We start from the raw sequence: 21,048 nt of genomic DNA, 5'->3' as shown, positions 1-21,048 counted from the left end.
ATACTTTCAGGCAGCCTGTGGTTTGGTCAGGCTGCCTGAACGGCCTTAGCGTTTCCAGCTCGGCTCTACATCGGCTTTGATGGCGTATTTGTCGATGGCCTGCTGCACCACTTCTTTGCTGATTTCGCCCATTTCGGCCAAGCCGTTTAATGCGGCCACGGCCACGTGGTAGCGGTCTACTTCAAAGAAGTCGCGCAGGTTTTCGCGGGAATCGCTGCGGCCGAAGCCATCGGTGCCCAGCACAATGTAAGGTGCGGGGATGGCGTTGCGGATGCGCTCGGCAAAGCTGCGAATGTAGTCGGTGGCAGCCACCACGGGGCCTTGGCGGCCTTGCATTTGCGCGGTGGCAAAGGCGGTTTGCTGGGTGGTGGTGGGATGCAGGCGGTTGTAGCGTTCTACTTCCATTACGTTGCGGTGCAACAGGTTGAAGGAAGTAACGCTCCAAATATCGGCATCCACATCGAAGTCTTGCTTGAGCAGTGCGGCTGCGGCAATCACTTCGTTCAAAATCACACCGGAGCCCATCAGCTGCACTTTGTGCTTGCCGCCTGCGCCTTCTTTGAGCAGATACATGCCTTTGAGAATTTCTTCTGCCACACCTTCACGCTCGGGCATGGCCGGGTGGGTGTAGTTTTCGTTCATTACGGTGATGTAGTAGAACACGTCTTCTTGATCCACATACATGCGGCGCAGGCCGTCTTGCACAATCACCGCCAATTCGTAGGCATAGGTGGGATCGTAGGAGATGCAGTTAGGAATCAAATCGGCCTGAATTTGGCTGTGGCCGTCTTCGTGTTGCAGGCCTTCGCCGTTGAGTGTGGTGCGTCCGGCGGTGCCGCCGAGCATAAAGCCGCGTGCGCGCATATCGCCCGCCGCCCAAGCCAAGTCGCCGATGCGCTGGAAGCCGAACATGGAATAGTAGATGTAAAACGGAATCATCGCGTATTTGCTGTTGGCGTAGCTGGTGGCCGCGGCAATCCAAGAGCTCATGGCACCCGGCTCGTTAATGCCTTCTTGCAGCATTTGGCCGTCTTTGGATTCTTTGTAGAACATCAATTGGTCGTGGTCTTGCGGGGTGTAGGTTTGACCTTTCGGGTTCCAGATGCCGTATTGGCGGAACATGCCTTCCATGCCGAAGGTGCGGCTTTCATCGGGCACAATCGGCACGATGCGTTTGCCGATTTGCTTGTCTTTGAGCAAGGTGCCCAAAATGCGCACAAACGCCATGGTGGTGGAGAAAGCGCGGTCGCCGCTGTCTTTGAGCTGGGCATCGAAAACGTCCAGTGCCGGTATCGGCAAGGGCTCGGTGTTGGGCTGGCGCTGGGGCAGGTAGCCGCCCAATGCGGCGCGGCGCTCTTGCAGGTATTTCATTTCCGGACTGTCGTCGGCGGGGCGGAAATAGGGCAGGTTGGTTTCCATTTCGGCGTCGGAAACCGGGATACCGAAGCGGTCGCGGAATTTCTTCAGCGACTCGATGTCCATTTTTTTGGCTTGGTGGGCGATATTCTGGCCTTCACCGGCGGCACCCATGCCGTAGCCTTTAATGGTTTTGGCCAAAATCACGGTGGGGCGGCCATTGGCATTGGTGGTGGCTTCGTGGTAGGCGGCATACACTTTATGCGGATCATGGCCGCCGCGGTTCAATGCCCACACTTCTTCGTCGGACATATTGGCCACCATGGCTTTCAGCTCGGGGTATTTGCCGAAGAAATGCTCGCGTACATAGGCGCCGTCTTTGGATTTGAAGGTTTGGTAGTCGCCGTCAACGCATTCTTCCATGCGTTTTTTAAGCAGATTGTCGGTGTCTTGCGCCAAGAGCGCATCCCAGCGGCTGCCCCAAATCACTTTCAATACATTCCAGCCGGAGCCGCGGAAGTCGCCTTCCAGCTCTTGGATGATTTTGCCGTTGCCGCGCACCGGACCATCTAAGCGTTGCAGATTGCAGTTAATCACAAAAATCAGGTTGTCCAAGCCTTCGCGCGAAGCCAAGGAGATGGCGCCCAAGCTTTCTGGTTCGTCCATTTCGCCGTCGCCGCAGAACACCCACACTTTACGGTTTTTGGTTTTGGCCAAGCCGCGGGATTCCAGATATTTAAGGAAACGGGCTTGATAAATCGCCATCAACGGGCCTAAGCCCATGGATACGGTGGGGAATTGCCAGAAATCGGGCATCAGCCACGGATGCGGATAAGAAGGCAGGCCTTTGCCGTCGACTTCTTGACGGAAGTGGTCCAATTGGTCGTCGCTGAGGCGGCCTTCCATAAAGGCACGGGCGTAAATGCCGGGCGCGCTGTGGCCTTGTACAAACACCAAATCGCCTTCTTCATCACCGTTTTTGGCACGCCAGAAGTGGTTGAAGCCCACATCGTAAAGGGTGGCGGCAGATTGGAACGAGGCGATATGGCCGCCGAGCTCCAGATCTTTTTTGCCGGCACGCAGTACCATGGCGGCGGCATTCCAGCGGATAATCGAACGGATGCGGTGCTCCAGCTCGTGATTGCCGGGTGATTTTTGCTCTTTGCCCACCGGAATGGTGTTCAAATAGGCAGTGGTGGCATCAAACGGCAAATGCACGCCGCGGCGGCGGGTGTAGCGCACCATGTGTTCCAATAAATAATGCGCCCGTTCCGAGCCCTCATTTTCGAGGACAGAACTGAGCGCATCCAACCATTCCTGGGTTTCAATGGGGTCGATATCATTGAATTCACTCGACATGGTGATCATCCTTTTCTACGGTAAATTGAATCAAACACGGTTGAGCCAACAGCGGTATATTTTCGTTTTACAACAAAATACGGTGTCATCAAAACAAAAAATGCAAAATAATTCAGGCTGATAGCGGTAAATTCCGGCAGTGCCGAATAAGTAAGGCGTTATATTGCACTGCAACATACTGTATTTATGTGTAAATCGTACCAGTCTAGCCAGCAAAGGGCAATGTTTTTTTGAGCAAATACACGGTGATTTTCCGCACATGGCGGCGCGTTTTATTTTCTACTAACAACAAAATGCAACAAAAAAGAAAATATATGGCTTATTTTGGAATAAAAACAAACATAAACCGAGTACGGCTGAGTTTATTTGGTTAATCAAAATTTAATGTAAAGTTGTATTAAGAAAGGCTGCCTGAACGGCAAAAACAGATGTTTAGAAGGGCGATAGGTTTTTTATTGTTTTTCAGGCAGCCCAGCCCTTTAAATTTTGCCGTATGGCTACCATCTGGAAGTGTAAAATTTAAAACCGCAAATCTCATCATGGCTACTGCCAATTGATGAGCCACAAGATAAGGAATATCCATGACGCAACCCAATTATTACGAGGTGCTGGGGGTAGACAGAAGCGCCAGTGCCGCCGACATTAAAAAAGCCTACCGCAAGCTGGTGCGCCAATATCACCCCGATGTAAGCACCGACCCGGATGCCGATGAAAAAACCAGCCAGCTTAATCTGGCCTACAACACGCTAAAAGACGAAGAAAAGCGCGCCGAATACAACGCCATGCTCGACAATCCTTACGCCCATGCGCAACAGCAAGGTCATGGGCCGCAAGGCTATGATTATGGCGGCTATGATAACGGCCAGCCGTTTCGCCATGAGCATTTCGGCCAGCAAGGGCCGTTTGGCAGCGGCGACTTCCGCTTTGACGATATTTTCTCTGCTTTTGGCAGCAGTGCGCGCGGCGCTTACGAGCGCCCGGCCAGCGGGCCGATGGCAGGCGAAGATCAACATGCCGAGCTGAGCATCGACATCAGCGCGGCCTATCACGGTGCCGAACGCAGCTTAAGCCTAGACATGCCCACGCTAGACGAACAAGGGCGCATGAGTTACACCCGCAAAACCCTGAATGTGAAAATTCCCAAAGGCATTAGCGAAGGCCAGCAAATCCGCCTGGCCAAACAAGGCTTGCCCGGTTTTAACGGCGGTGAGGCAGGGGATTTGTATTTGAAAATCCGCTTTCATGCCGATGAACACCTGCATGTGGAAAACCGCAAAGACGTTTACCAAACCGTTCAGGTAGCCCCGTGGCAGGCAGCTTTGGGCGAAAAAATCAATGTGGCCACACCCAACGGCATGTTGGCGGTAAACCTGCCTGCTAATAGCCGTGCCGGCCAGAAAATCCGCCTTAAAGGCCGCGGTATTCCGGCTAAAGAGGCGGGTGATTTATACCTCGTATTGAGCATGGTTTTGCCCGGCTGCCACACCGACGCCGACAAGGCTGCCTGGCAGGCGCTCTCGGCGCACTATGCCGGCTTTAACCCGGGCACTCAAGCATAAGGACAAACAAAATGACACAAACTTATACCGACATTGACCTGAGTTTTGACGAGCTGGTGCGCGCCTGCGGCGGCGGTGCCGACTGGGTGGTGCAGCTGATTGAAGAAGAAGTGATCAGCATCAACGGCAGCCCGGCACAAGCGCGTTACAGCAGCCTGCATTTGGCACGCATCCGCCGCGCCGGGCGCATCCACCGTGATTTTGATGCCAGTGCCGCCGCCACGGCGCTGATTCTGCAATTACTGGATGAACTGGAAACTTTGCGCCGACAACATCCGACGGCATTAAAGCAAGATTAAATTTAGGGTTGAAATACTTTCAGGCAGCCTTGGTATTCATTCCAAGGCTGCCTGAAAATGTTTTAATGCCGGATAAAATGCCGCAAATCACTACAAGCTCAAAATCCAGCTATTGTCGCCATTGCCCGGTACGCATAAGCCGGTGCCGCAGCGCTCGTAGTGCTCAAACACGCAGCGCACAATGGCTTCCGGCTCGTCGATGATTTGGATTAAATCCATGTCTGCCGCGCCGATATAGCCGTTGCCCAGTAATTGCTCGTGCAGCCAATCGAGTAAGCCAGCCCAAAAGCTTTGCCCCACCAGAATAATCGGCCGGTTCGGTGTTTTGCCGGTTTGCACCAAAGTAAGGCTTTCAAACAATTCGTCCAGCGTGCCAAAGCCGCCGGGCAGCACTACATAGGCAATGGCGTGTTTTACAAACATCACCTTGCGCGGGAAAAAGTGGTTGAACTTTACCGACAAATCCTGATACGGATTGGGGTTTTGCTCGTGCGGTAGCACAATGTTCAGCCCTACCGCCGGGCTTTTGCCGTAAAATGCGCCTTTGTTGGCCGCTTCCATAATGCCGGGGCCGCCACCGGAAATCACCGAAAATCCGGCATCAGAAAGCTGGCGCGAAAGCTGCTCGCATAGCGCATACATCGGGTGATCCACCGGCGTGCGTGCGCTGCCGTAAATGCTTACCGCCGGCTGGATGGCGCGCAAATCTTCGCCCGCTTCCACAAATTCGGACATGATTTTAAGCAAATGGTATGACTCGCGCGCACGCACATTCAGCAAAGCTTCGTCGGTGAGCATCGGCTCGGGGAGTTTGGTGGATAAAGACATCGGCCAACCTTTCTTTATTCAGGTGCAGCCATAGGCTGCGCCCACATTATTTTCACATTAAAGGCTGCCTGAAAACACCGGCAGCCGCAGGAAACCACCATGCAGAAAACCTTATTGCTGGTAGACGGCTCTTCATATTTATACCGAGCCTATCACGCCATGGCGCAGCTTTCCAGCCCCAGCGGCATGCCCACCGGCGCGCTGTACGGCGTGCTCAATATGTTGCGCCGCCTGCGCATGGATGTGGCGCACGACTACGCCTGCTGCATATTTGATGCCAAGGGCGATAATTTCCGCCATGCGCTGTACCCGGCCTACAAGGCCAACCGCCCGCCCATGCCCGATGATTTGCGCCCGCAGGCGGCAGCGTTGCCCGAATTGGTGGCGCTGATGGGTTGGCCGGTGCTGGCGGTGCCGGGCGTGGAAGCCGATGATGTCATCGGCACGCTGGCGCGCGAGGCCGAAGCACAAGGCTTGCAAGTGGTGATCTCCACCGGCGACAAAGACATGGCGCAATTGGTCAACGAACACATCACCTTAGTGAACACCATGTCCAACGAAACGCTGGATATTGATGGCGTGGTGGGCAAATTCGGCGTGCGCCCCGAGCAAATCATCGACTATTTGGCGCTGATTGGCGATAAGGTGGACAACGTGCCCGGCGTGGACAAATGCGGCCCCAAAACCGCCGTAAAATGGCTGGCCGAATATCAAACTTTAGACAACATTATGGCCCACGCCGCCGACATCAAAGGCAAAGTGGGCGAAAACCTTCAGGCAGCCTTAAGCCATTTGCCGCTGTCTTACCAACTGATTACCCTGAAAACCGATGTCGATTTACAGGCCGAGCTGCCGCAAGGGCTGGAGAATCTGCGTCGCCAAAGCCCCGACTGGGCGGCCTTGAGCCACCATTTCCAGCAATTGGGCTTCCGCACTTGGCTAAAAGAAGCGCAAACCCGGCTGGCGGAAGCGGCACAGCAAGGGCAGAGCGGTGATTTATTTGCCGCTGCTGCGGACAACAAACCGCCCGCCGAAGCCTTCAGGCAGCCTGAAAGCAAGGCACCGGCCGCTGCACCCGCCGAGTTAAGCTATCAAGCCATCACCACCCAAGCCGAGCTAGACACCCTGTGCGCCCGCTTGGCCGCCGCCGACACCATCGGCTTTGACACCGAAACCACCAGCCTAGACGCCATGAATGCCCAACTGGTGGGCATCAGCATCGCCTTCGCACCCGGCGAAGCCGTGTATATTCCGCTGGGGCACAGCCTCACCGCCGTGGCCGAACAATTACCGCTTAACACCGTATTAGGCTGCCTGAAACCATTCCTAGCCGCTGAAACCCCGGCCAAAATCGGCCAAAACCTCAAATACGACCAACATATTCTGGCCAATTACCAGCTCACCTTGGGCGGCATTGCCGGCGATGCCATGCTGGCTTCTTATATTGTGGAAAGCCATTTGGGGCATGGCTTGGATGAATTGGCCGAACGCCATTTGGGCTTGAATACCATCAAATACGAAGACCTGTGCGGCAAAGGCGCCAAGCAGATTTCGTTTGCCGATGTGGCACTGGCCGACGCTACCACCTACGCCTGCCAAGACGCCGACTTCGCCCTGCGCATCGAAGCGCATTTGCGCGCCCAAATGGACGTCGCCCAATTGGCCATGTACACCGACATGGAGCTGCCGGTGGCGCAAGTGCTGTTTCAAATGGAGCGCACCGGCGTGTTGATTGACAAGCACGAGCTGGCGCAGCAAAGCCACGAGCTGGGCAGCGAACTAATCACCCTAGAGCAGCAGGCTTATGAATTGGCCGGGCAGCCGTTTAACCTCAATTCGCCCAAACAATTGCAGGAAATCCTGTTCGACAAAATGGGCATCCCCACCAACGGCCTTAAAAAAACCGCCTCCGGCGGCATTTCCACCAACGAAGCCGTGCTGGAAAAGCTGGCGCTAGACTACCCGCTGCCGCAGCTGATTTTGCAAAACCGCAGCCTAGCCAAACTCAAATCTACCTATACCGACAAACTGCCGCAGCTCATCAACCCCGCCAGTGGCCGCGTGCACACCACCTATGCCCAAGCCGTGGCCATCACCGGGCGGCTGGCCAGCAACAACCCCAACCTGCAAAACATCCCCATCCGTACCGAACAAGGCCGCCGCGTGCGCCGCGCCTTTATCGCCCCTTCAGGTAGCCTGATGGTGTCGGCCGACTACTCGCAAATCGAATTGCGCATTATGGCGCACCTCAGCGGCGACCAAACCTTAATCAACGCCTTTAACCACGGCGAAGACATCCACCGCCGCACCGCCGCCGAAGTATTCGGCATCGCCCCCGAAGCCGTGAGCAGCGAGCAGCGCCGCTATGCCAAAACCATCAACTTCGGCCTGATTTACGGCATGGGCCAATACGGCCTGGCCAAATCACTGGGTATCGACAACCTCGCTGCCAAAAACTTTATCGACCGCTACTTCGCCCGCTATCCCGGCGTGGCCGACTATATGCAGCGCACCAAAGAGCAAGCGCAAGCCCAAGGCTATGTGGAAACCCTATTCGGCCGCCGCCTATACCTGCCCGGCATCCACAGCAGCAACGGCAACGAACGCGCCGGTGCCGAACGCGCCGCCATCAACGCCCCCATGCAAGGCACCGCCTCCGACTTGATTAAACGCGCCATGATTGATGTGCAACACTGGCTGGCTTCAGATAATTTGGAGAGTAAATTGATTATGCAAGTGCACGACGAACTGGTGCTAGAAGTGCCGCAAACCGAATTAGACACCGTAAAACACAGGCTGCCTGAAATCATGGCGGCGGTGGGAGAGATGGATGTGCCGCTATTGGCGGAAGTGGGTGTGGGAGATAATTGGGAAGAGGCGCATTGAGGGCGCGATTATTCTTATACCGAATTAGAAACGCGAAATTTGCATTCAAAACGATTTAAACCCCATACCGACCACATTCATATCAACTCGCGAAAATACGGCTACGTCCAGCGCGTAGCCGCTTGGTCATATTCATCTTTTTATCGTTATCTGAGAAAGATATTTCTGAGGAAGATATTATTGTCCGAAAGTAGGGTATGCTCGGCATTGCGGTGAAATAGTGCTCAGGACGCACTATATACTTGCTATAAAAAATCAAACTTTGCCAACATATTGACCAAATAGCGGCCTTGTAGCCAAAAATACTGGTAATACATTTGTATTCCGTTTACTTGTTCGGGTTTCTTGGTTGAATCGCTGCCCGATCCTCTTAAAAATAATGCGTAATGTCCCGATTTTGGAAGATTGAGCGCTTCTTGTTGAATACCTGTTTTATTTATTCTCGGATATCCGTCTTTATTGTAGAGTTTGTCGTTTGTCAGTAGATTCTCATTAACCAACACTCGGACGCGTTCCCAAGTTTTCTTCACTTCATCATTCAAAAAATCATCATCAAACATTATCCGTTTAAAACCGATAAAAATATTATTTTCATAGCTATGGTTTTTAGTTTGTTCTTTAAAAATGGCGAATAAGAATTTTTGCTCTGCAAAGAACGAATAGATAAATGAATCTTCAAACCCAATGCTTTTATCCGTCCATTCCTGAAAATCAACTTTTAAAAATTTAGTATCTTCTGTTCTGTACCCTTGCGGGTTTAGGGTAATGGTTTTATAACAGATACCGAATTTATTGAATAATTCTATATCTTCCAAAGCGGCTGCCGATTGGCTGAACATTCTGGCTATCAATATAGAAGAAGCATGCTTGGCAACTTTCCCCGATGTGGTTCGCGGTAAATCAACACCCATCTCCTGCGCGATGCTTGCAATACTTTTGCCGTGATATTGTTGCGTAAGCTCCGACAAAATAGTATCCAGCTCCATAAAAGTTGAAAAATGAAGCTGTGGTAATAAAGGCTCGAATGTTTCACCCAAATGTTTTCTGGCTATTGAGGTAACAACCGATCTAGTTAGCCGGAAACGGGGCGGATGAGGATATTTAGGGGCGGTATCAAGAAAGGCCATACGGCTTCGTAACTTGGACAGCTTAGGAAATTCGACTTCTTTATCCAAACCGTTGGCAGCGACAAACACAATAAAATTTCTAATAATATTCCAATCGTTTTCAATAATCTTCTGGTCATCTGCACTAAATTGATGAAAATGATAGCCTTGAATTGGGAAATGGGCATATTCGGCAGATGTTACTGTTGTGGCGGAGTCATAAAGATAGTAGATAATCAATAAATTTTCGAGTTTATGCCATAACTGAGATTCATAAAAATCATGCTCGCGGATGATTGAACCAGGAGATACAGCAGTGATGCTCATCGGTTCTTTGGCCTCCAGTTTATGCCCTGATTTATCTCTTGAGCTAACCCGTTTTAAACCTGTTGTTTTTAATTCAACCGCTTGACCGTCAACGGATAAATCCGCTTCGGATTTGTTGTCTGCAGGATAACCGAATACCGATTGCTCAATTACATCTCCCGCAATGCCTGTGATTTTAGGCTGATGAAGTGTTTTATCGAAAATATGATTTTTATCAACTTGACCTAAGGTTTGTCCGATAGTGGCGAACAAAATATTATCGATTTCGCTTTTCGTAAAGTGATGCCCTGCCATTTATTTTTTCCTATGAGTGACTGTTCTGATTCCGAGCTTGATCGGCTATTGAAGAAAAGGATATAATAAAAGCCGTGAGCTATACAGGAAAATTCATGAAAATTCTCGAGCTGTTTGCAGGTGTTGGCGGTTTCCGCATTGGGCTGGAAAAGGCCGATAATCATTTATTTCAAACAAAATGGGCAAATCAGTGGGAACCATCGCGTAAGTCCCAAGATGCTTTTGAAGTGTATAACTATCGTTTTCCTACAAGCCAAAACCTCAATATCAATATTTCGGATATTACCGACCAGCAATTCTCGGCGATGGATGCCGATATGATTGTTGGTGGTTTCCCCTGTCAAGATTACTCTGTAGCCCGCAGCAAGAAAAACGAACAAGGTATAGAAGGCAAAAAAGGAGTACTTTTTTGGGAAATTATCCGAGCTACCCGCATCATTCATCCCAAGTATTTGATTCTTGAAAATGTCGATCGTTTGCTTAAAGCCCCGTCCAAACAACGGGGGCGGGATTTTGCTATTATGCTTTCTGCATTTAACCGATTGGGCTACAGCGTGGAGTGGCGCGTGATTAATGCTGCGGAATATGGTAGAAGCCAACGCCGCCGCCGCGTATTCTTTTTTGTATACCGTAACGATACGGATTTTGCTATAAAAGTGGATCGACAATTTGAAAACAACAACGCTATTTTTGAAGCACACCGATACGATGACTATCTCTACCGCACAGGTTTATTTGCAACGCAATTCCCCGTAAAACCGTTCACACACAGGGGAAGGCAAGTCTGCTATCCGCTTGATGATGATATTGTTGACGTATCTGATAACTTTACAGGGACGGTATGGAACACAGGCGTGATGCGGCACGGCAAATATTATTCAGTTGATACCGAGCCCGATTATGCTGGAAAAGCAATCACACTGGGCGACATTATTCAAGATGAAAAAGATATTTCCGAAAAATACTTTCTGACGGATGAGGAAAAGCTGGAAAAATTCCGTTATTTGCGGGGGGCAAAGAAAATTGAACGCATATCCTCAGAGGGGCATACTTATCTCTACACAGAGGGCGGTATGTCGCCTTATGATGATTTGAACCTACCGGGGCGCACGATACTGACTTCAGAAGGAACGGTAAATCGATCCACACACCTGCTAAAGGTTAATAACCGCTACCGTCTATTAACTCCTATTGAAGCAGAACGTTTGCAAGATTTTCCCGATGATTGGACAGCTATTAAGAAAAACCAAGACGGCTTGCTTGTAAACGTTTCCGATAAAATGCGCCTGTTTTTTATGGGCAATGCCTTGGTAACCGAGGTTGTTAAAGAGATTGGCCTATTTATCAAGGAAATTGAAGTATCTTTTTTAATGAAGTGACATAAAATTAAATGCCGTTTGTGCCGTTTAAAAAATCAGATATTGCAAACCATAGTAGATTAAATCTTAAGTATCCACCACCAGCCGATTGCGCAACCAGCGTGCGGCATCGGCCAGTTCGCCGGCGGTTAAGCCAATCGGGCCGCAGCCGCCGGCCACCAACAAATCCGCAGCGGTGCCGTGCAGCCATACGCCGCCGATGGCGGCTTGTGCGGTGGGAATGCCTTGCACCAGCAGGCTGCCGATGATGCCGGTAAGCACATCGCCGCTGCCGGCGGTGGCCAAGCCGGGGTTGCCGCTGTGGTTTTGGCTGATTTGGCCGCTGGGCGAAGTAATCAGGGTGTGGCGGCCTTTCAGCACCACCCAGGCGCGGAAACGGGCGGCCAGTTGTTGGGCGGCGGCCGGGCGGTTGGCTTCAATCGCTTGGGTGCTGCATTGCAGCAGCCGTGCCGCTTCCGCCGGGTGCGGGGTAAGCAGGGTATCGCCATGACGCTGTTGCAAATGATGCTGCCATACGGGGTTAACGGCGAGCAGATTAAGGGCATCGGCATCCAGCAGCAGCGGCGGTTTATCGGCTTGCGCCAACAGCGCCGCCAGCCAAGCGGCGGCTGCGGCGCCGGTGCCCATGCCGCAGCCCACTGCGCAGGCGGTGATGTCGGTGCGTTGCGCCAAATCGGTGGCGGTGGCGAGCATGATTTCCGGCTGTTGCGGCAGCACCGGCAGCGGCAGGGCGGTTTGCATAAAGCCCAGCCACACTTTGCCGCAGCCGCTTTTCAGCGCTGCGCTGCCTGCCAGCACCAAAGCGCCGCTCATGCCCACACAGCCGCCCACCAGCGCTAAGGTGCCGTGGCTGCCTTTGTGGCTGTTGGCGGCACGCGGCCGGCACAATGCTGGAAATGCGCTGCGGGCATGGCGTTGCCAGTGGTTTAGTTGCTCGGGGGTTGGGTTATAATAGGGTGGCATCTGGGTATCGGCCTAATGAATGAACTTAGGCCGATTTTATAATAATTATTGTGCCAACGGCGGCTGGTGCATTGAATCAGCCAAGAATCAAAGAAAGGCAAGTCATGAAGCAAAAAATCAAGGTATGGGATGCACCCACGCGTTTATTTCACTGGAGCTTGGTGCTGGCGATTCCGTTTATGTGGTTTAGCGCCGACACCGGCGGCAATTGGCTAACTTGGCATTTGCGCGTGGGTTTGTTTATTTTAGGCTTATGGGTGTTTCGTATTTGCTGGGGTTTATGGGGCAGCGATACGGCTCGCTTCAGCCAGTTTGTGCAAGGTCCGGCGCAAATCAAGCGCTATCTGGCCGGTCAGATGAGTGAAAATGAGCAGCCGGGCCACAATCCGATGGGTGCCTTGATGGTGGTGGGGTTGCTGGCGGCAATCGGCCTGCAATTGCTTACCGGCTTGTTTGCGGCTGATGAAAACACCTTTACTCACTCCGGCTATTTGAACGGCTGGGTGAGCGATGATACCGGCAGCCTGATGCGCACCATCCATGTGAATTTTTTCTGGTTTTTGCTGGGGCTGATTGCGCTGCATATTTTGGCGGTGCTGTCTTATAAATTGATTAAGAAAATCAACCTGATTCATCCTATGCTCAGTGGCTACAAATATCTGGAAGGCGAAACCAAACCCCTGCGCTTTGCTTCGCTGCCGATGTTGGTTTTGGCGGTGCTGGTGGCCGCTGCGGTGGTATGGTGGGTATCCGGCCAAGGGTAAGAGGTTGAGCCACCGTTTAGCCTTTAAAAAATTTCTAATTGCTTATCACGATAAAAGAGCTTTACAAAAGCTTCAGGCTGCCTGAAAAACAAAACCGCTGCCATGCTATAAGGCAGCGGTTTTGCTTTGGGTATTGATTTTAAAACAGGCTAAAAATAAACAGCGCCGCAATGGTGAGCAAAATGGCTAAGGCGCAGCCCACTTTGGCCACCACGCCGATAATAAAGCCGATAAAGGTGCCAATGCCCACTTTGCCTGCCGACAGCAAACTGCGGCGCGCCCAGAATTCACCCAGTGCCGCGCCCACCAAAGGCCCCAAAATCAGGCCGGGCAGGGCAAAAAACAGGCCAACAATGCCGCCCACAAACGCGCCCCATAAAGCCTGTTTGCTGGCGCCGGTGAATTTGGCACCCAATAGCCCGGCCACGTAATCCATGGCCGAACCAATCAGCGCCAGTATGCCCAGTGCAATCAGCGCCGGGGTGCCGATTATTTGGTAGTCGCCGGTGTAGGCCAACAGCCAGGCACCGGCAAACATCAGCGGCAGGCCGGGAATGGCGGGCAGAATGGTGCCCAGTAAACCGACAATCAGAAAAATTAGGGCGAGGGTAACCAGTATGGCGGTCATGGTGTGGTGTCCTTAGTGGCTAAAGTGGCTAAATATCAGCGGCGGCGAAAGCCGTTGCGGCGTACCGGCGCACGCTGGTTGGCGGGGGCTTTTTGTATCTGGCGGTAATTCGGATTATTGGCTTGGCTTTTGGGCTGCTCGCGCAAGGTGTTGGGTGTTTGCACGGGGTTGCCACGGTGCGGCTGGGCTTGGTGATACTGGGTGCGCACGCGCTGGGCGGCGGCATTGCCTGCCGGAGCGCGCTGGAATTTGTTGGCCAGGCTGTTGCCGATAAAGGCACCGGCGGCGGCACCCACTAAGCTATACAACAGCCAGCTGCCGGTGTTGGCATCATACATATATTGTTGGCCATCGGTGCCGGTAACCGGCTCGCCGTTATTGCCCTGCTGAAATTCGGCGGGAATGGTGTCGGCCACGGCTTGTGGTGCCAGCTGGTAAACGGTGTCGTCTTGTTGTATTTGCTGCTGCATGGCCTGCAACTGGGCTTGCTGTTGGGCAATTTGCTGCTGTTGGGCTTCGATTTGCTGCGCCATTTTTTGCTGGCTGTTGTCGCCGCAGGCGGCTAGGGCAAAAGTGGTAAGCATAATCAGGCTAATACGGGTGTTCATGGTCGAGCATACTCGGATTAAGGGACGCTGGCTAATATAGGGCTGATGAGGTGTTTTACAAGCGGATTTGGTTTTTAGGCAGCGTTGGCTTTGGTAAAACTGAACCCCTTGTTTCCAGATGGGTAGTCAATATTGTTCGGATTCTTACATCCGGTTTCGTGATTGTGCCACACACCCTACGTACTGAATTTTGCAGGAATCTCAATTGTAAAAGGCTGCCTGAAACTTTCAGGCAGCCTTTTATCCTGCATACAATGTGCTTAATCCAGCTTTTTAAAGTGGCGGCGGCGTTCTTGCTCTTGCAGATAGCGTTTGCGCAGACGGATGGATTTGGGAGTAATTTCCACCAATTCGTCGTCGTCGATAAACTCTACGGCGCTTTCCAGCGTGAGCTTGATGGGCGTGGTGAGGCGCACGGCTTCGTCGGTGCCGCTGGCGCGCACGTTGGTGAGCTTTTTGCCTTTCAGCGGATTCACTACCAAGTCGTTGTCGCGGCTGTGGATGCCGATAATCATGCCTTCGTAGATTTTGTCGCCGGGCGACACAAACATGCGGCCACGGTCTTCCAAGTTCCACAAGGCATAGGCCACGGCTTCGCCTTGTTCTTGCGACACCAAGACGCCGTTGTGGCGGCCGGGCATATCGGGTTTTACCGGGGCGTAGTCGTCAAATACGTGGCTCATCAAGCCGGTGCCGCGGGTCATGGTCATAAATTCGCCCTGAAAACCAATCAGGCCGCGAGCGGGCATATGGTATTCCAAGCGGGTGCGGCCATTGCCGTCGCTTTCCATATTGGTGAGCTCGCCACGGCGGCGGCCCAGCTCTTCCATCACCGCGCCTTGGTTGTCGTCGGGCACATCCACAGTGAGGTTTTCATACGGCTCGCATTTTTCGCCGTTGATGTCGCGGTACACCACGCGCGGTTTGGCCACGGCCAGCTCGTAGCCTTCGCGGCGCATGTTTTCCAACAAGATAGTGAGGTGCAATTCGCCACGGCCGGACACGCGGAACACATCGGCGTCGGCGGTGTCTTCCACGCGCAAGGCCACATTGGTGAGCAGTTCTTTTTGCAGGCGTTCGCGGATTTGGCGGCTGGTAACGAATTTGCCTTCGGTGCCGGCCAAGGGGCTGGTGTTTACCATAAAGTCCATAGTGAGGGTGGGCTCGTCTACGCTGAGCATGGGCACGCCCACCGGGTTGTCTTTTTCGCAAATGGTCACGCCAATGCCGATGTCGTCGATACCGGAAATAATCACGATTTCGCCGGCTTCGGCTTCGTCTTGCGGCACGCGCTCAAGGCCTTTAAAGCCCAAGAGCTGGTTGATGCGGCCTTGTGCCACTTGTTTTTCGTGGTTCATCACCGCCACCACTTGGCCGGGCTTGATGCGGCCATTCAGAATACGGCCAATGCCCAGGCGGCCGGTGTAGCTGTCGTAATCGAGCTGCGAAATTTGCAGCTGCAACGGCGCATCAACGCTGCCTGAAGGCGGCGGGGTGTGTTTGAGGATGGTGTCGAACAGCGGGCGCATATCGGTGTTGTCGTCGCTCTCTTCCAGTTTGGCAAAGCCGGAGAGGCCGGAAGCGTAGACAATGGGGAAGTCGAGCTGTTCGTCGGTGGCGCCCAGTTTGTCGAACAATTCAAATGTTTGGTCGATTACCCAGCTTGGGCGCGCGCTCGGTTTGTCGATTTTGTTGATCACCACAATCGGGCGCAAGCCCAGCGCCAAGGCTTTTTTGGTGACAAAGCGGGTTTGCGGCATCGGGCCTTCTTGTGCATCCACCAGCAGCACCACGCAATCCACCATGCCCAACACGCGCTCTACCTCGCCGCCGAAGTCGGCGTGCCCCGGTGTGTCGACGATGTTGATGTGGTAGCCTTCGTAGTCGATGGCGGTGTTTTTGGCCAAAATGGTGATGCCGCGTTCTTTTTCGATGTCGCCGCTGTCCATCACGCGCTCGTCAACGTGTTGATTGCTGCGGAAAGTGCCGGACTGGCGCAATAATTGGTCCACCAAAGTGGTTTTGCCGTGGTCGACGTGGGCGATGATGGCGATGTTGCGGATTTGTTTGCTCATAAGGTGTGCTGGGTGCTTGATAAAAATAGATAACCGCAAATTATAGCATTGTTTTTTTGCATTTCTGTGATTTATATGTTTCAGGCAGCCTATAAATCCATTTTGTGACAAAAAATGGCATCGGGATGTTTGGCTTTGATGGCGCTTTGCGTACAATGGCGGGGTTATCAGAAAGTGCCAGCCATGGAACAACTGGAATTTTTTAACATCCCCAGCCCATGCCGGGGCGTGTGCGAGGCCAACAGTAAAGGCTATTGCAAAGGCTGTTTGCGCAGCCGCGACGAGCGCCTGTATTGGTTGCAGTTTAGCGACACGCAAAAACAGCATGTTTTGTATTTATGCCTGCAACGGCGCAAACGCTTGCAACAATTGGCCTGGCAGCAGCGCCAAGCGGATACGGGCGAGCTGTGGCTGCCGGAGCAGATGGATTTTGAGTTTTAAAATGCGCAGGTTTGATGAATATCCGTCAAAATCCTGATAGCCCATTTTTCTATAAAAAAATCATTTTTAAATCTGACAACGCCTGTGATGAATCCTTGCGATAGCCGCGCAGAATACGAAAGCCGAATGCATCGGGTGCTTGCGTATATCGATCAACATTTGGATAAGCCACTGGATCTGGCCACCTTGGCCGAAGTGGCACACTTTTCCTCATTTCACTTTCATCGGCTTTTTGCGGCATGGATGGGCGAAACACTGGGCGATTATCTGCGTCGGCGGCGGATTGAGGTGGCGGCCATAAAGCTGTTAGCCCAGCCCAGAGTTAAAATCCTGCACATCGCCTTATCCGTGGGATTTGGCTCTGCAGAGGCGTTTTCACGCGCATTCCGAATTCGTTTTGGATGTTCACCTAGCGCATGGCGCGAGCAGCAAACATCACAGCGCCATGCAAAAAGCAATTTTGGTCAGATCAATAGCAAGCAAAGTCAGGCATTACCAACGCCATTAGCAGAACATAGCATCTCCTCAAACATCCATCAGGAGATGATTATGCAAGTCATACTGGTTGACCGAAAACCCGCAACCGTGGCCTATTTGCGCCACCTTGGCTCTTACGGTGCATCCGTTGCGCGTTTTTGGCAGGAAAGCTATGTGCCATGGGCTGCGATGAATAAACTGGGTGCGGATCACGCCCGCTACGGCATCGCCCACGATAACCCAGACGTTACGGATGCAGCACAATGTCGCTATGACGCTGGTGCCGAAGTGCCGCCGGATTTCGTGCTGACGGGCGGCGCACTGAAGCAAACCATTCCCGGCGGCAAGTATGCGGTGCTCCGTTTCAAAGGCACGGCCGCGCACATCGGTGAGGCTTGGGCTTCGCTACTGCGTGATTGGCTGCCATCCAGTGGCTTGCAACTTGATGCGCGCCCCTGTTTCGAGTATTACCCGCAAGGTGCTGCTTTTGACGAGGAAACCGGCTATTTTGAATGCGAATTATGCTTGCCGGTAACGAGTTTATAAGGTCGAGCTTATAAGCAGAACGTGGATATATGTCCATCTCAGGCTGCCTGAACACAAAAGGCCTGTATTTTCTGATTTATCAAAATTATTGTGTTTCAGGCAGCCTTAAGCTGTGGCTATGCTGATTTGGCTGCAAGCACAAAAAAACCGGCGCAATGGCACCGGTTTTTTTTGTGGCTATATATTTAACGGCGGCGTACCAGCTGCCAAGCTCGGCCTAAGTAGCCCACGCTGGCAAAGCCGCTCCACACATGCACCAAGCGGGTGAAGGGGAAAATCACAAACAAGCCCATGCCCATCAGCATATGCAGTTTAAACAGCGGCGACACATCGGCAATGTAGCTGGCGGCATCGCCACGGAAGGTGACAATGTGTTGCGCCCAAGTCATCAGTTTCACCATTTCGTGGCCGTCGCGGTGGCCAAGGCTTACAAAAATGGTGAGCAAGCCCAAGGCTAAGGTGACAATCAGCCAAATCAGCACCAGTTTGTCGCGCCAAGTGGCGTTGGCAGCCAAGCGGTCGGATTTCAAACGGCGGTTAAGCAGAATCAGCAAGCCGGCCATGGCCATCAGGCCGAATACGCCGCCCAGCACGATGGCAATCATTTGCTTGGCGCTGTGGCTGATGCCGATGGCGTCCCAAAACCACACCGGGGTGAGCAGGCCGAACAGATGGCCGAAAAACACCATCAAAATGCCGACGTGAAACAAGATATTGCCCAAGCGCAGCTGGCCGCGGTAGAGCAGTTGGCTGGAGTCGCTTTTCCACGAATACTGCTCGCGGTCAAAGCGAAACAAGCTGCCGAAAAAGAAAATACTCAAGGCAATATAGGGGAAAATGCCGAAGAAAAATTGATTGAGCGTATTCATGCGCTTGCTCCTTTACAGGCTGCCTGAAAGTCAGACTTGGGGTAGAACTGGATGGTGTCGATGGCGGGTTTTAATAAAGGCTCGATACCGGATACATCGGGGCCGAACGTTTCCATGGCTTCGTCCATGTCGCGCACCGGCGGCTCGATTAAGGGCTGCGGTGTTACCGGGCTGAGTGCCACGGCGGCGGCGAGCACGGCGGCGTAGGGGCTGTGGTTTTTGGCCAGCTTCACGCGGATGTGTTCGATTACATGCACGGCATCGCCCAGCAGTTTTTGCGCGTGTGCGGTGTCGATATGTGCCAAAAATTCCAGTAAGGCGGGCAGGTAGTCGGGCAATTCGTCGTTGCCCAAGGTAAAGCCGTGGCGCTGGTATTCTTGCAGCAAATCCACCATGGCGCTGCCGCGATCGCGGTCTTCGCCATGCACATGCTCAAACAGATAGAGTGCGTGGCTGCGGTTGCGGTCGAAGGTGGCCACGTAGTTTTCTTGCAACTCAATCAAATCGTGGCTGTGCAGATAATCGAGCAAGGCTTGCAATTCGCTGCGCTGTGCCGATAATGCCGGCCATTCATCTAAGGCTGCCTGAAATTCAGGCAGCGCCGCAATCAGGTCGGCTTGCGGATAGCACAACAGCGCGGAGAGCCATTGGTAGGCGGGATTGGCGGCCATCAGCGTGCTCCTTTGTCGCGGTTTTCTTCGATATCGCGGCGGCGGTCGTGGAACACAATCGGTGTGCCTTTGCGTTTGCCAAACAGGCTCTCTTCGCTGCTGCCGCCGGAGCAGCCGTTGCCAAAGGTGAAGCCGCAGCTGGATTTGTCGTCAAAGCTGTTTTCCACCAATTCTTTGTGCGAAGTGGGGATGACAAAGCGGTCTTCGTAGTTGGCAATGGCCATGATTTGGTACATGTCTTCCACCATGGCCGGGGTGAGGCCGGTGCCATCGAGCGTGGCTTCTAAGGTTTCGCCGTGCACCACTTGTCCGCGTTTGAAGCGGCGCATGGCAATCATGCGCTCAAGTGCGGCTTTAATCGGCTCTACTTTGCCGGCGGTGAGCAGGTTGGCCAAGTAGCGCAGGGGAATGCGCATTTCGTCTACGCTGGGGATAATACCGTTTTCGCCCACCAAGCCGTTTTCGATGGCCGATTGAATCGGCGACAAGGGCGGGATATACCACACCATCGGCAGGGTGCGGTATTCGGGGTGCAGCGGGAAGGCCACTTTCCATTCCATCGCCATTTTGTATACCGGCGATTTTTGCGCGGCGTCGAGCCATTGCTGGCTGATGCCTTGCTTGAGCGCTTCGCGTTGCACTTCGGGGTCGTGCGGGTTGAGAAACAGCCCCAGTTGCTCTTCATACAAATCTTGCGGGTTTTCTACTGAAGCGGCCTGCTCGATTTTGTCGGCATCATAAAGCAGCACGCCCAAGTAACGGATGCGGCCAACGCAGGTTTCCGAGCACACGGTGGGCTGGCCGCCTTCGATGCGCGGGTAGCAGAAGGTGCATTTTTCGGCTTTGCCCGAAGTCCAGTTGTAGTAGATTTTTTTGTAGGGGCAGCCGGACACGCACATGCGCCAGCCGCGGCATTTGTCTTGGTCAATCAACACAATGCCGTCGTCTTCGCGCTTATAGATGCTGCCTGAAGGGCAGGAAGCCACGCAGGTGGGGTTTAAGCAATGCTCGCACAGGCGCGGCAAATACATCATAAAGGTTTGCTCAAACGCGGCGTGCATGTCTTTTTGAATGCCTTCAAACAGCACGTCTTTGGCGCGTTTTTCAAATTCGCCGGCCAAATCGTCTTCCCAGTTCGGCCCCCATTCGATTTTGTCCATTTTCTTGCCGGTGAGCACGGAAACGGGGCGCGCGGTGGGCGGGGTGTTCATTTTGGGCGCGTTTTGCAGATGCTCGTAGTCGAAGGTAAACGGCTCGTAGTAGTCGTCAATCTGCGGCATATTGGGGTTGGCAAAAATATTGGCCAGAATTTTCAGCTTGCCGCCTTGCTTGGGCACAAGCTTGCCGTCGGGTTTGCGCACCCAGCCGCCTTGCCATTTTTCCTGGTCTTCCCAGTTTTTCGGAAAGCCGATGCCCGGCTTGGTTTCCACGTTGTTGAACCAGGCGTATTCCACGCCGTCGCGGCTGGTCCACACGTTTTTGCAAGTGACCGAACAAGTGTGGCAACCGATGCACTTGTCCAGATTCAGCACCATGCCGACTTGTGCTCTGATTTTCATGGTTGATTCCTTTTGCTTGTTTCAGGCAGCCTGTTTTGCTTGATATAAGGCTGC

At 53.0% G+C, this 21,048-nt stretch carries 18 protein-coding genes; 7 read left to right on the top strand and 11 right to left on the bottom strand.

Annotated features, from left to right (window positions below):
* Positions 1-45 precede the first annotated feature (45 nt).
* Positions 46-2,715, bottom strand: a complete 2,670-nt coding sequence (gene aceE / locus JQU52_RS11275; protein ID WP_230338582.1) for a pyruvate dehydrogenase (acetyl-transferring), homodimeric type — start codon at positions 2,713-2,715, stop codon at positions 46-48.
* 397 nt (positions 2,716-3,112) lie between these two features.
* A complete protein-coding gene (locus JQU52_RS11270; RefSeq protein ID WP_230338581.1) occupies positions 3,113-3,298 on the bottom strand; it encodes a hypothetical protein in 186 nt (61 codons plus the stop codon).
* Between JQU52_RS11270 and JQU52_RS11265 the strand changes: the two genes are divergently transcribed.
* Positions 3,297-4,274, top strand: coding sequence for a DnaJ C-terminal domain-containing protein (locus tag JQU52_RS11265; protein ID WP_230338580.1), 978 nt, complete (start codon positions 3,297-3,299; stop codon positions 4,272-4,274). The two genes, JQU52_RS11270 and JQU52_RS11265, sit on opposite strands and share 2 nt — an antisense overlap.
* Positions 4,275-4,285: 11 nt before the next feature.
* Complete coding sequence (locus JQU52_RS11260; protein WP_230338579.1) at positions 4,286-4,573, top strand: chaperone modulator CbpM; 288 nt, start codon at positions 4,286-4,288, stop codon at positions 4,571-4,573.
* Positions 4,574-4,663: 90 nt separating this feature from the next.
* Here the strand turns inward: JQU52_RS11260 and JQU52_RS11255 are convergent, their stop codons facing one another.
* Positions 4,664-5,401 (bottom strand): LOG family protein, encoded by a 738-nt coding sequence (locus JQU52_RS11255; protein WP_230338578.1) that lies wholly within the window; start codon positions 5,399-5,401, stop codon positions 4,664-4,666.
* 99 nt (positions 5,402-5,500) lie between these two features.
* Here JQU52_RS11255 and polA point away from each other — a divergent pair, with 99 nt between their 5' ends.
* Entirely contained in the window at positions 5,501-8,287 is a 2,787-nt protein-coding gene (gene polA / locus JQU52_RS11250; protein WP_230338577.1) for a DNA polymerase I, read from the top strand.
* Positions 8,288-8,532: 245 nt separating this feature from the next.
* Here polA and JQU52_RS11245 read toward each other — a convergent pair whose 3' ends face one another.
* The gene (locus JQU52_RS11245; RefSeq protein ID WP_230338576.1) at positions 8,533-10,014 is read right to left on the bottom strand and encodes a MutH/Sau3AI family endonuclease; all 1,482 of its coding nucleotides are present in this window, start codon (positions 10,012-10,014) and stop codon (positions 8,533-8,535) included.
* 95 nt (positions 10,015-10,109) lie between these two features.
* Here JQU52_RS11245 and dcm point away from each other — a divergent pair, with 95 nt between their 5' ends.
* Positions 10,110-11,393, top strand: coding sequence for a DNA (cytosine-5-)-methyltransferase (gene dcm, locus JQU52_RS11240; protein ID WP_230338575.1), 1,284 nt, complete (start codon positions 10,110-10,112; stop codon positions 11,391-11,393).
* A gap of 66 nt (positions 11,394-11,459) precedes the next feature.
* On the opposite strand, the gene JQU52_RS11235 is transcribed toward dcm, so the two are convergent.
* Positions 11,460-12,356: an NAD(P)H-hydrate dehydratase gene (locus JQU52_RS11235; RefSeq protein ID WP_230338574.1), complete on the bottom strand. Its 897-nt coding sequence runs from the start codon at positions 12,354-12,356 to the stop codon at positions 11,460-11,462.
* A 104-nt stretch (positions 12,357-12,460) separates the two neighbouring features.
* Between JQU52_RS11235 and JQU52_RS11230 the strand changes: the two genes are divergently transcribed.
* Positions 12,461-13,120, top strand: a complete 660-nt coding sequence (locus JQU52_RS11230) for a cytochrome b/b6 domain-containing protein (RefSeq protein ID WP_230338573.1) — start codon at positions 12,461-12,463, stop codon at positions 13,118-13,120.
* A 139-nt stretch (positions 13,121-13,259) separates the two neighbouring features.
* On the opposite strand, the gene JQU52_RS11225 is transcribed toward JQU52_RS11230, so the two are convergent.
* The 3 genes from JQU52_RS11225 to typA all read right to left on the bottom strand — a co-directional run bounded on the left by JQU52_RS11225 (position 13,260) and on the right by typA (position 16,431).
* Positions 13,260-13,748 carry a DUF456 domain-containing protein gene (locus JQU52_RS11225; RefSeq protein WP_230338572.1) on the bottom strand — a complete coding sequence of 163 codons (489 nt, stop codon included), beginning with the start codon at positions 13,746-13,748 and terminating at the stop codon, positions 13,260-13,262.
* 35 nt (positions 13,749-13,783) lie between these two features.
* Positions 13,784-14,356: a hypothetical protein gene (locus JQU52_RS11220; protein WP_230338571.1), complete on the bottom strand. Its 573-nt coding sequence runs from the start codon at positions 14,354-14,356 to the stop codon at positions 13,784-13,786.
* Between the two features lie 260 nt (positions 14,357-14,616).
* Positions 14,617-16,431: a translational GTPase TypA gene (typA, locus tag JQU52_RS11215; RefSeq protein WP_230338570.1), complete on the bottom strand. Its 1,815-nt coding sequence runs from the start codon at positions 16,429-16,431 to the stop codon at positions 14,617-14,619.
* Positions 16,432-16,614: 183 nt separating this feature from the next.
* On the opposite strand from typA, the gene JQU52_RS11210 reads away from it, so the two are divergent.
* Together JQU52_RS11210 and JQU52_RS11205 are read left to right on the top strand one after the other, a co-directional pair.
* Positions 16,615-16,872: a DUF1289 domain-containing protein gene (locus JQU52_RS11210; protein WP_230338569.1), complete on the top strand. Its 258-nt coding sequence runs from the start codon at positions 16,615-16,617 to the stop codon at positions 16,870-16,872.
* Positions 16,873-16,959: 87 nt separating this feature from the next.
* Positions 16,960-17,895 (top strand): AraC family transcriptional regulator, encoded by a 936-nt coding sequence (locus tag JQU52_RS11205; protein WP_230338568.1) that lies wholly within the window; start codon positions 16,960-16,962, stop codon positions 17,893-17,895.
* Positions 17,896-18,080: 185 nt separating this feature from the next.
* On the opposite strand, the gene narI is transcribed toward JQU52_RS11205, so the two are convergent.
* The 3 genes from narI to narH are packed head-to-tail and all read right to left on the bottom strand — an operon-like array spanning position 18,081 to position 20,994.
* Positions 18,081-18,764: a respiratory nitrate reductase subunit gamma gene (gene narI / locus JQU52_RS11200; RefSeq protein ID WP_230338567.1), complete on the bottom strand. Its 684-nt coding sequence runs from the start codon at positions 18,762-18,764 to the stop codon at positions 18,081-18,083.
* Positions 18,761-19,435: a nitrate reductase molybdenum cofactor assembly chaperone gene (gene narJ / locus JQU52_RS11195; RefSeq protein ID WP_230338566.1), complete on the bottom strand. Its 675-nt coding sequence runs from the start codon at positions 19,433-19,435 to the stop codon at positions 18,761-18,763. The genes narI and narJ overlap by 4 nt, the downstream gene beginning before the upstream one ends.
* A complete protein-coding gene (narH, locus tag JQU52_RS11190) occupies positions 19,435-20,994 on the bottom strand; it encodes a nitrate reductase subunit beta (protein ID WP_230338565.1) in 1,560 nt (519 codons plus the stop codon). The genes narJ and narH overlap by 1 nt, the downstream gene beginning before the upstream one ends.
* Positions 20,995-21,048 lie beyond the last annotated feature (54 nt).

The organism is Paralysiella testudinis, assembly GCF_016894345.1.
GTDB classification, from domain to species: Bacteria; Pseudomonadota; Gammaproteobacteria; order Burkholderiales; family Neisseriaceae; genus Paralysiella; species Paralysiella testudinis.
This window is presented reverse-complemented; position numbering and strand designations above follow the sequence as displayed.

What these genes read in the sequence shown, in the direction of transcription:
- aceE (WP_230338582.1), bottom strand. Translation starts at nt 2,715, where the DNA reads ATGTCGAGTGAATTCAATGATATCGACCCCATTGAAACCCAGGAATGG.
- JQU52_RS11265 (WP_230338580.1), top strand. Translation starts at nt 3,297, where the DNA reads ATGACGCAACCCAATTATTACGAGGTGCTGGGGGTAGACAGAAGCGCC.
- JQU52_RS11270 (WP_230338581.1), bottom strand. Translation starts at nt 3,298, where the DNA reads ATGGATATTCCTTATCTTGTGGCTCATCAATTGGCAGTAGCCATGATG.
- JQU52_RS11260 (WP_230338579.1), top strand. Translation starts at nt 4,286, where the DNA reads ATGACACAAACTTATACCGACATTGACCTGAGTTTTGACGAGCTGGTG.
- JQU52_RS11255 (WP_230338578.1), bottom strand. Translation starts at nt 5,401, where the DNA reads ATGTCTTTATCCACCAAACTCCCCGAGCCGATGCTCACCGACGAAGCT.
- polA (WP_230338577.1), top strand. Translation starts at nt 5,501, where the DNA reads ATGCAGAAAACCTTATTGCTGGTAGACGGCTCTTCATATTTATACCGA.
- JQU52_RS11245 (WP_230338576.1), bottom strand. Translation starts at nt 10,014, where the DNA reads ATGGCAGGGCATCACTTTACGAAAAGCGAAATCGATAATATTTTGTTC.
- dcm (WP_230338575.1), top strand. Translation starts at nt 10,110, where the DNA reads ATGAAAATTCTCGAGCTGTTTGCAGGTGTTGGCGGTTTCCGCATTGGG.
- JQU52_RS11235 (WP_230338574.1), bottom strand. Translation starts at nt 12,356, where the DNA reads ATGCCACCCTATTATAACCCAACCCCCGAGCAACTAAACCACTGGCAA.
- JQU52_RS11230 (WP_230338573.1), top strand. Translation starts at nt 12,461, where the DNA reads ATGAAGCAAAAAATCAAGGTATGGGATGCACCCACGCGTTTATTTCAC.
- JQU52_RS11225 (WP_230338572.1), bottom strand. Translation starts at nt 13,748, where the DNA reads ATGACCGCCATACTGGTTACCCTCGCCCTAATTTTTCTGATTGTCGGT.
- JQU52_RS11220 (WP_230338571.1), bottom strand. Translation starts at nt 14,356, where the DNA reads ATGAACACCCGTATTAGCCTGATTATGCTTACCACTTTTGCCCTAGCC.
- typA (WP_230338570.1), bottom strand. Translation starts at nt 16,431, where the DNA reads ATGAGCAAACAAATCCGCAACATCGCCATCATCGCCCACGTCGACCAC.
- JQU52_RS11210 (WP_230338569.1), top strand. Translation starts at nt 16,615, where the DNA reads ATGGAACAACTGGAATTTTTTAACATCCCCAGCCCATGCCGGGGCGTG.
- JQU52_RS11205 (WP_230338568.1), top strand. Translation starts at nt 16,960, where the DNA reads ATGAATCCTTGCGATAGCCGCGCAGAATACGAAAGCCGAATGCATCGG.
- narI (WP_230338567.1), bottom strand. Translation starts at nt 18,764, where the DNA reads ATGAATACGCTCAATCAATTTTTCTTCGGCATTTTCCCCTATATTGCC.
- narJ (WP_230338566.1), bottom strand. Translation starts at nt 19,435, where the DNA reads ATGGCCGCCAATCCCGCCTACCAATGGCTCTCCGCGCTGTTGTGCTAT.
- narH (WP_230338565.1), bottom strand. Translation starts at nt 20,994, where the DNA reads ATGAAAATCAGAGCACAAGTCGGCATGGTGCTGAATCTGGACAAGTGC.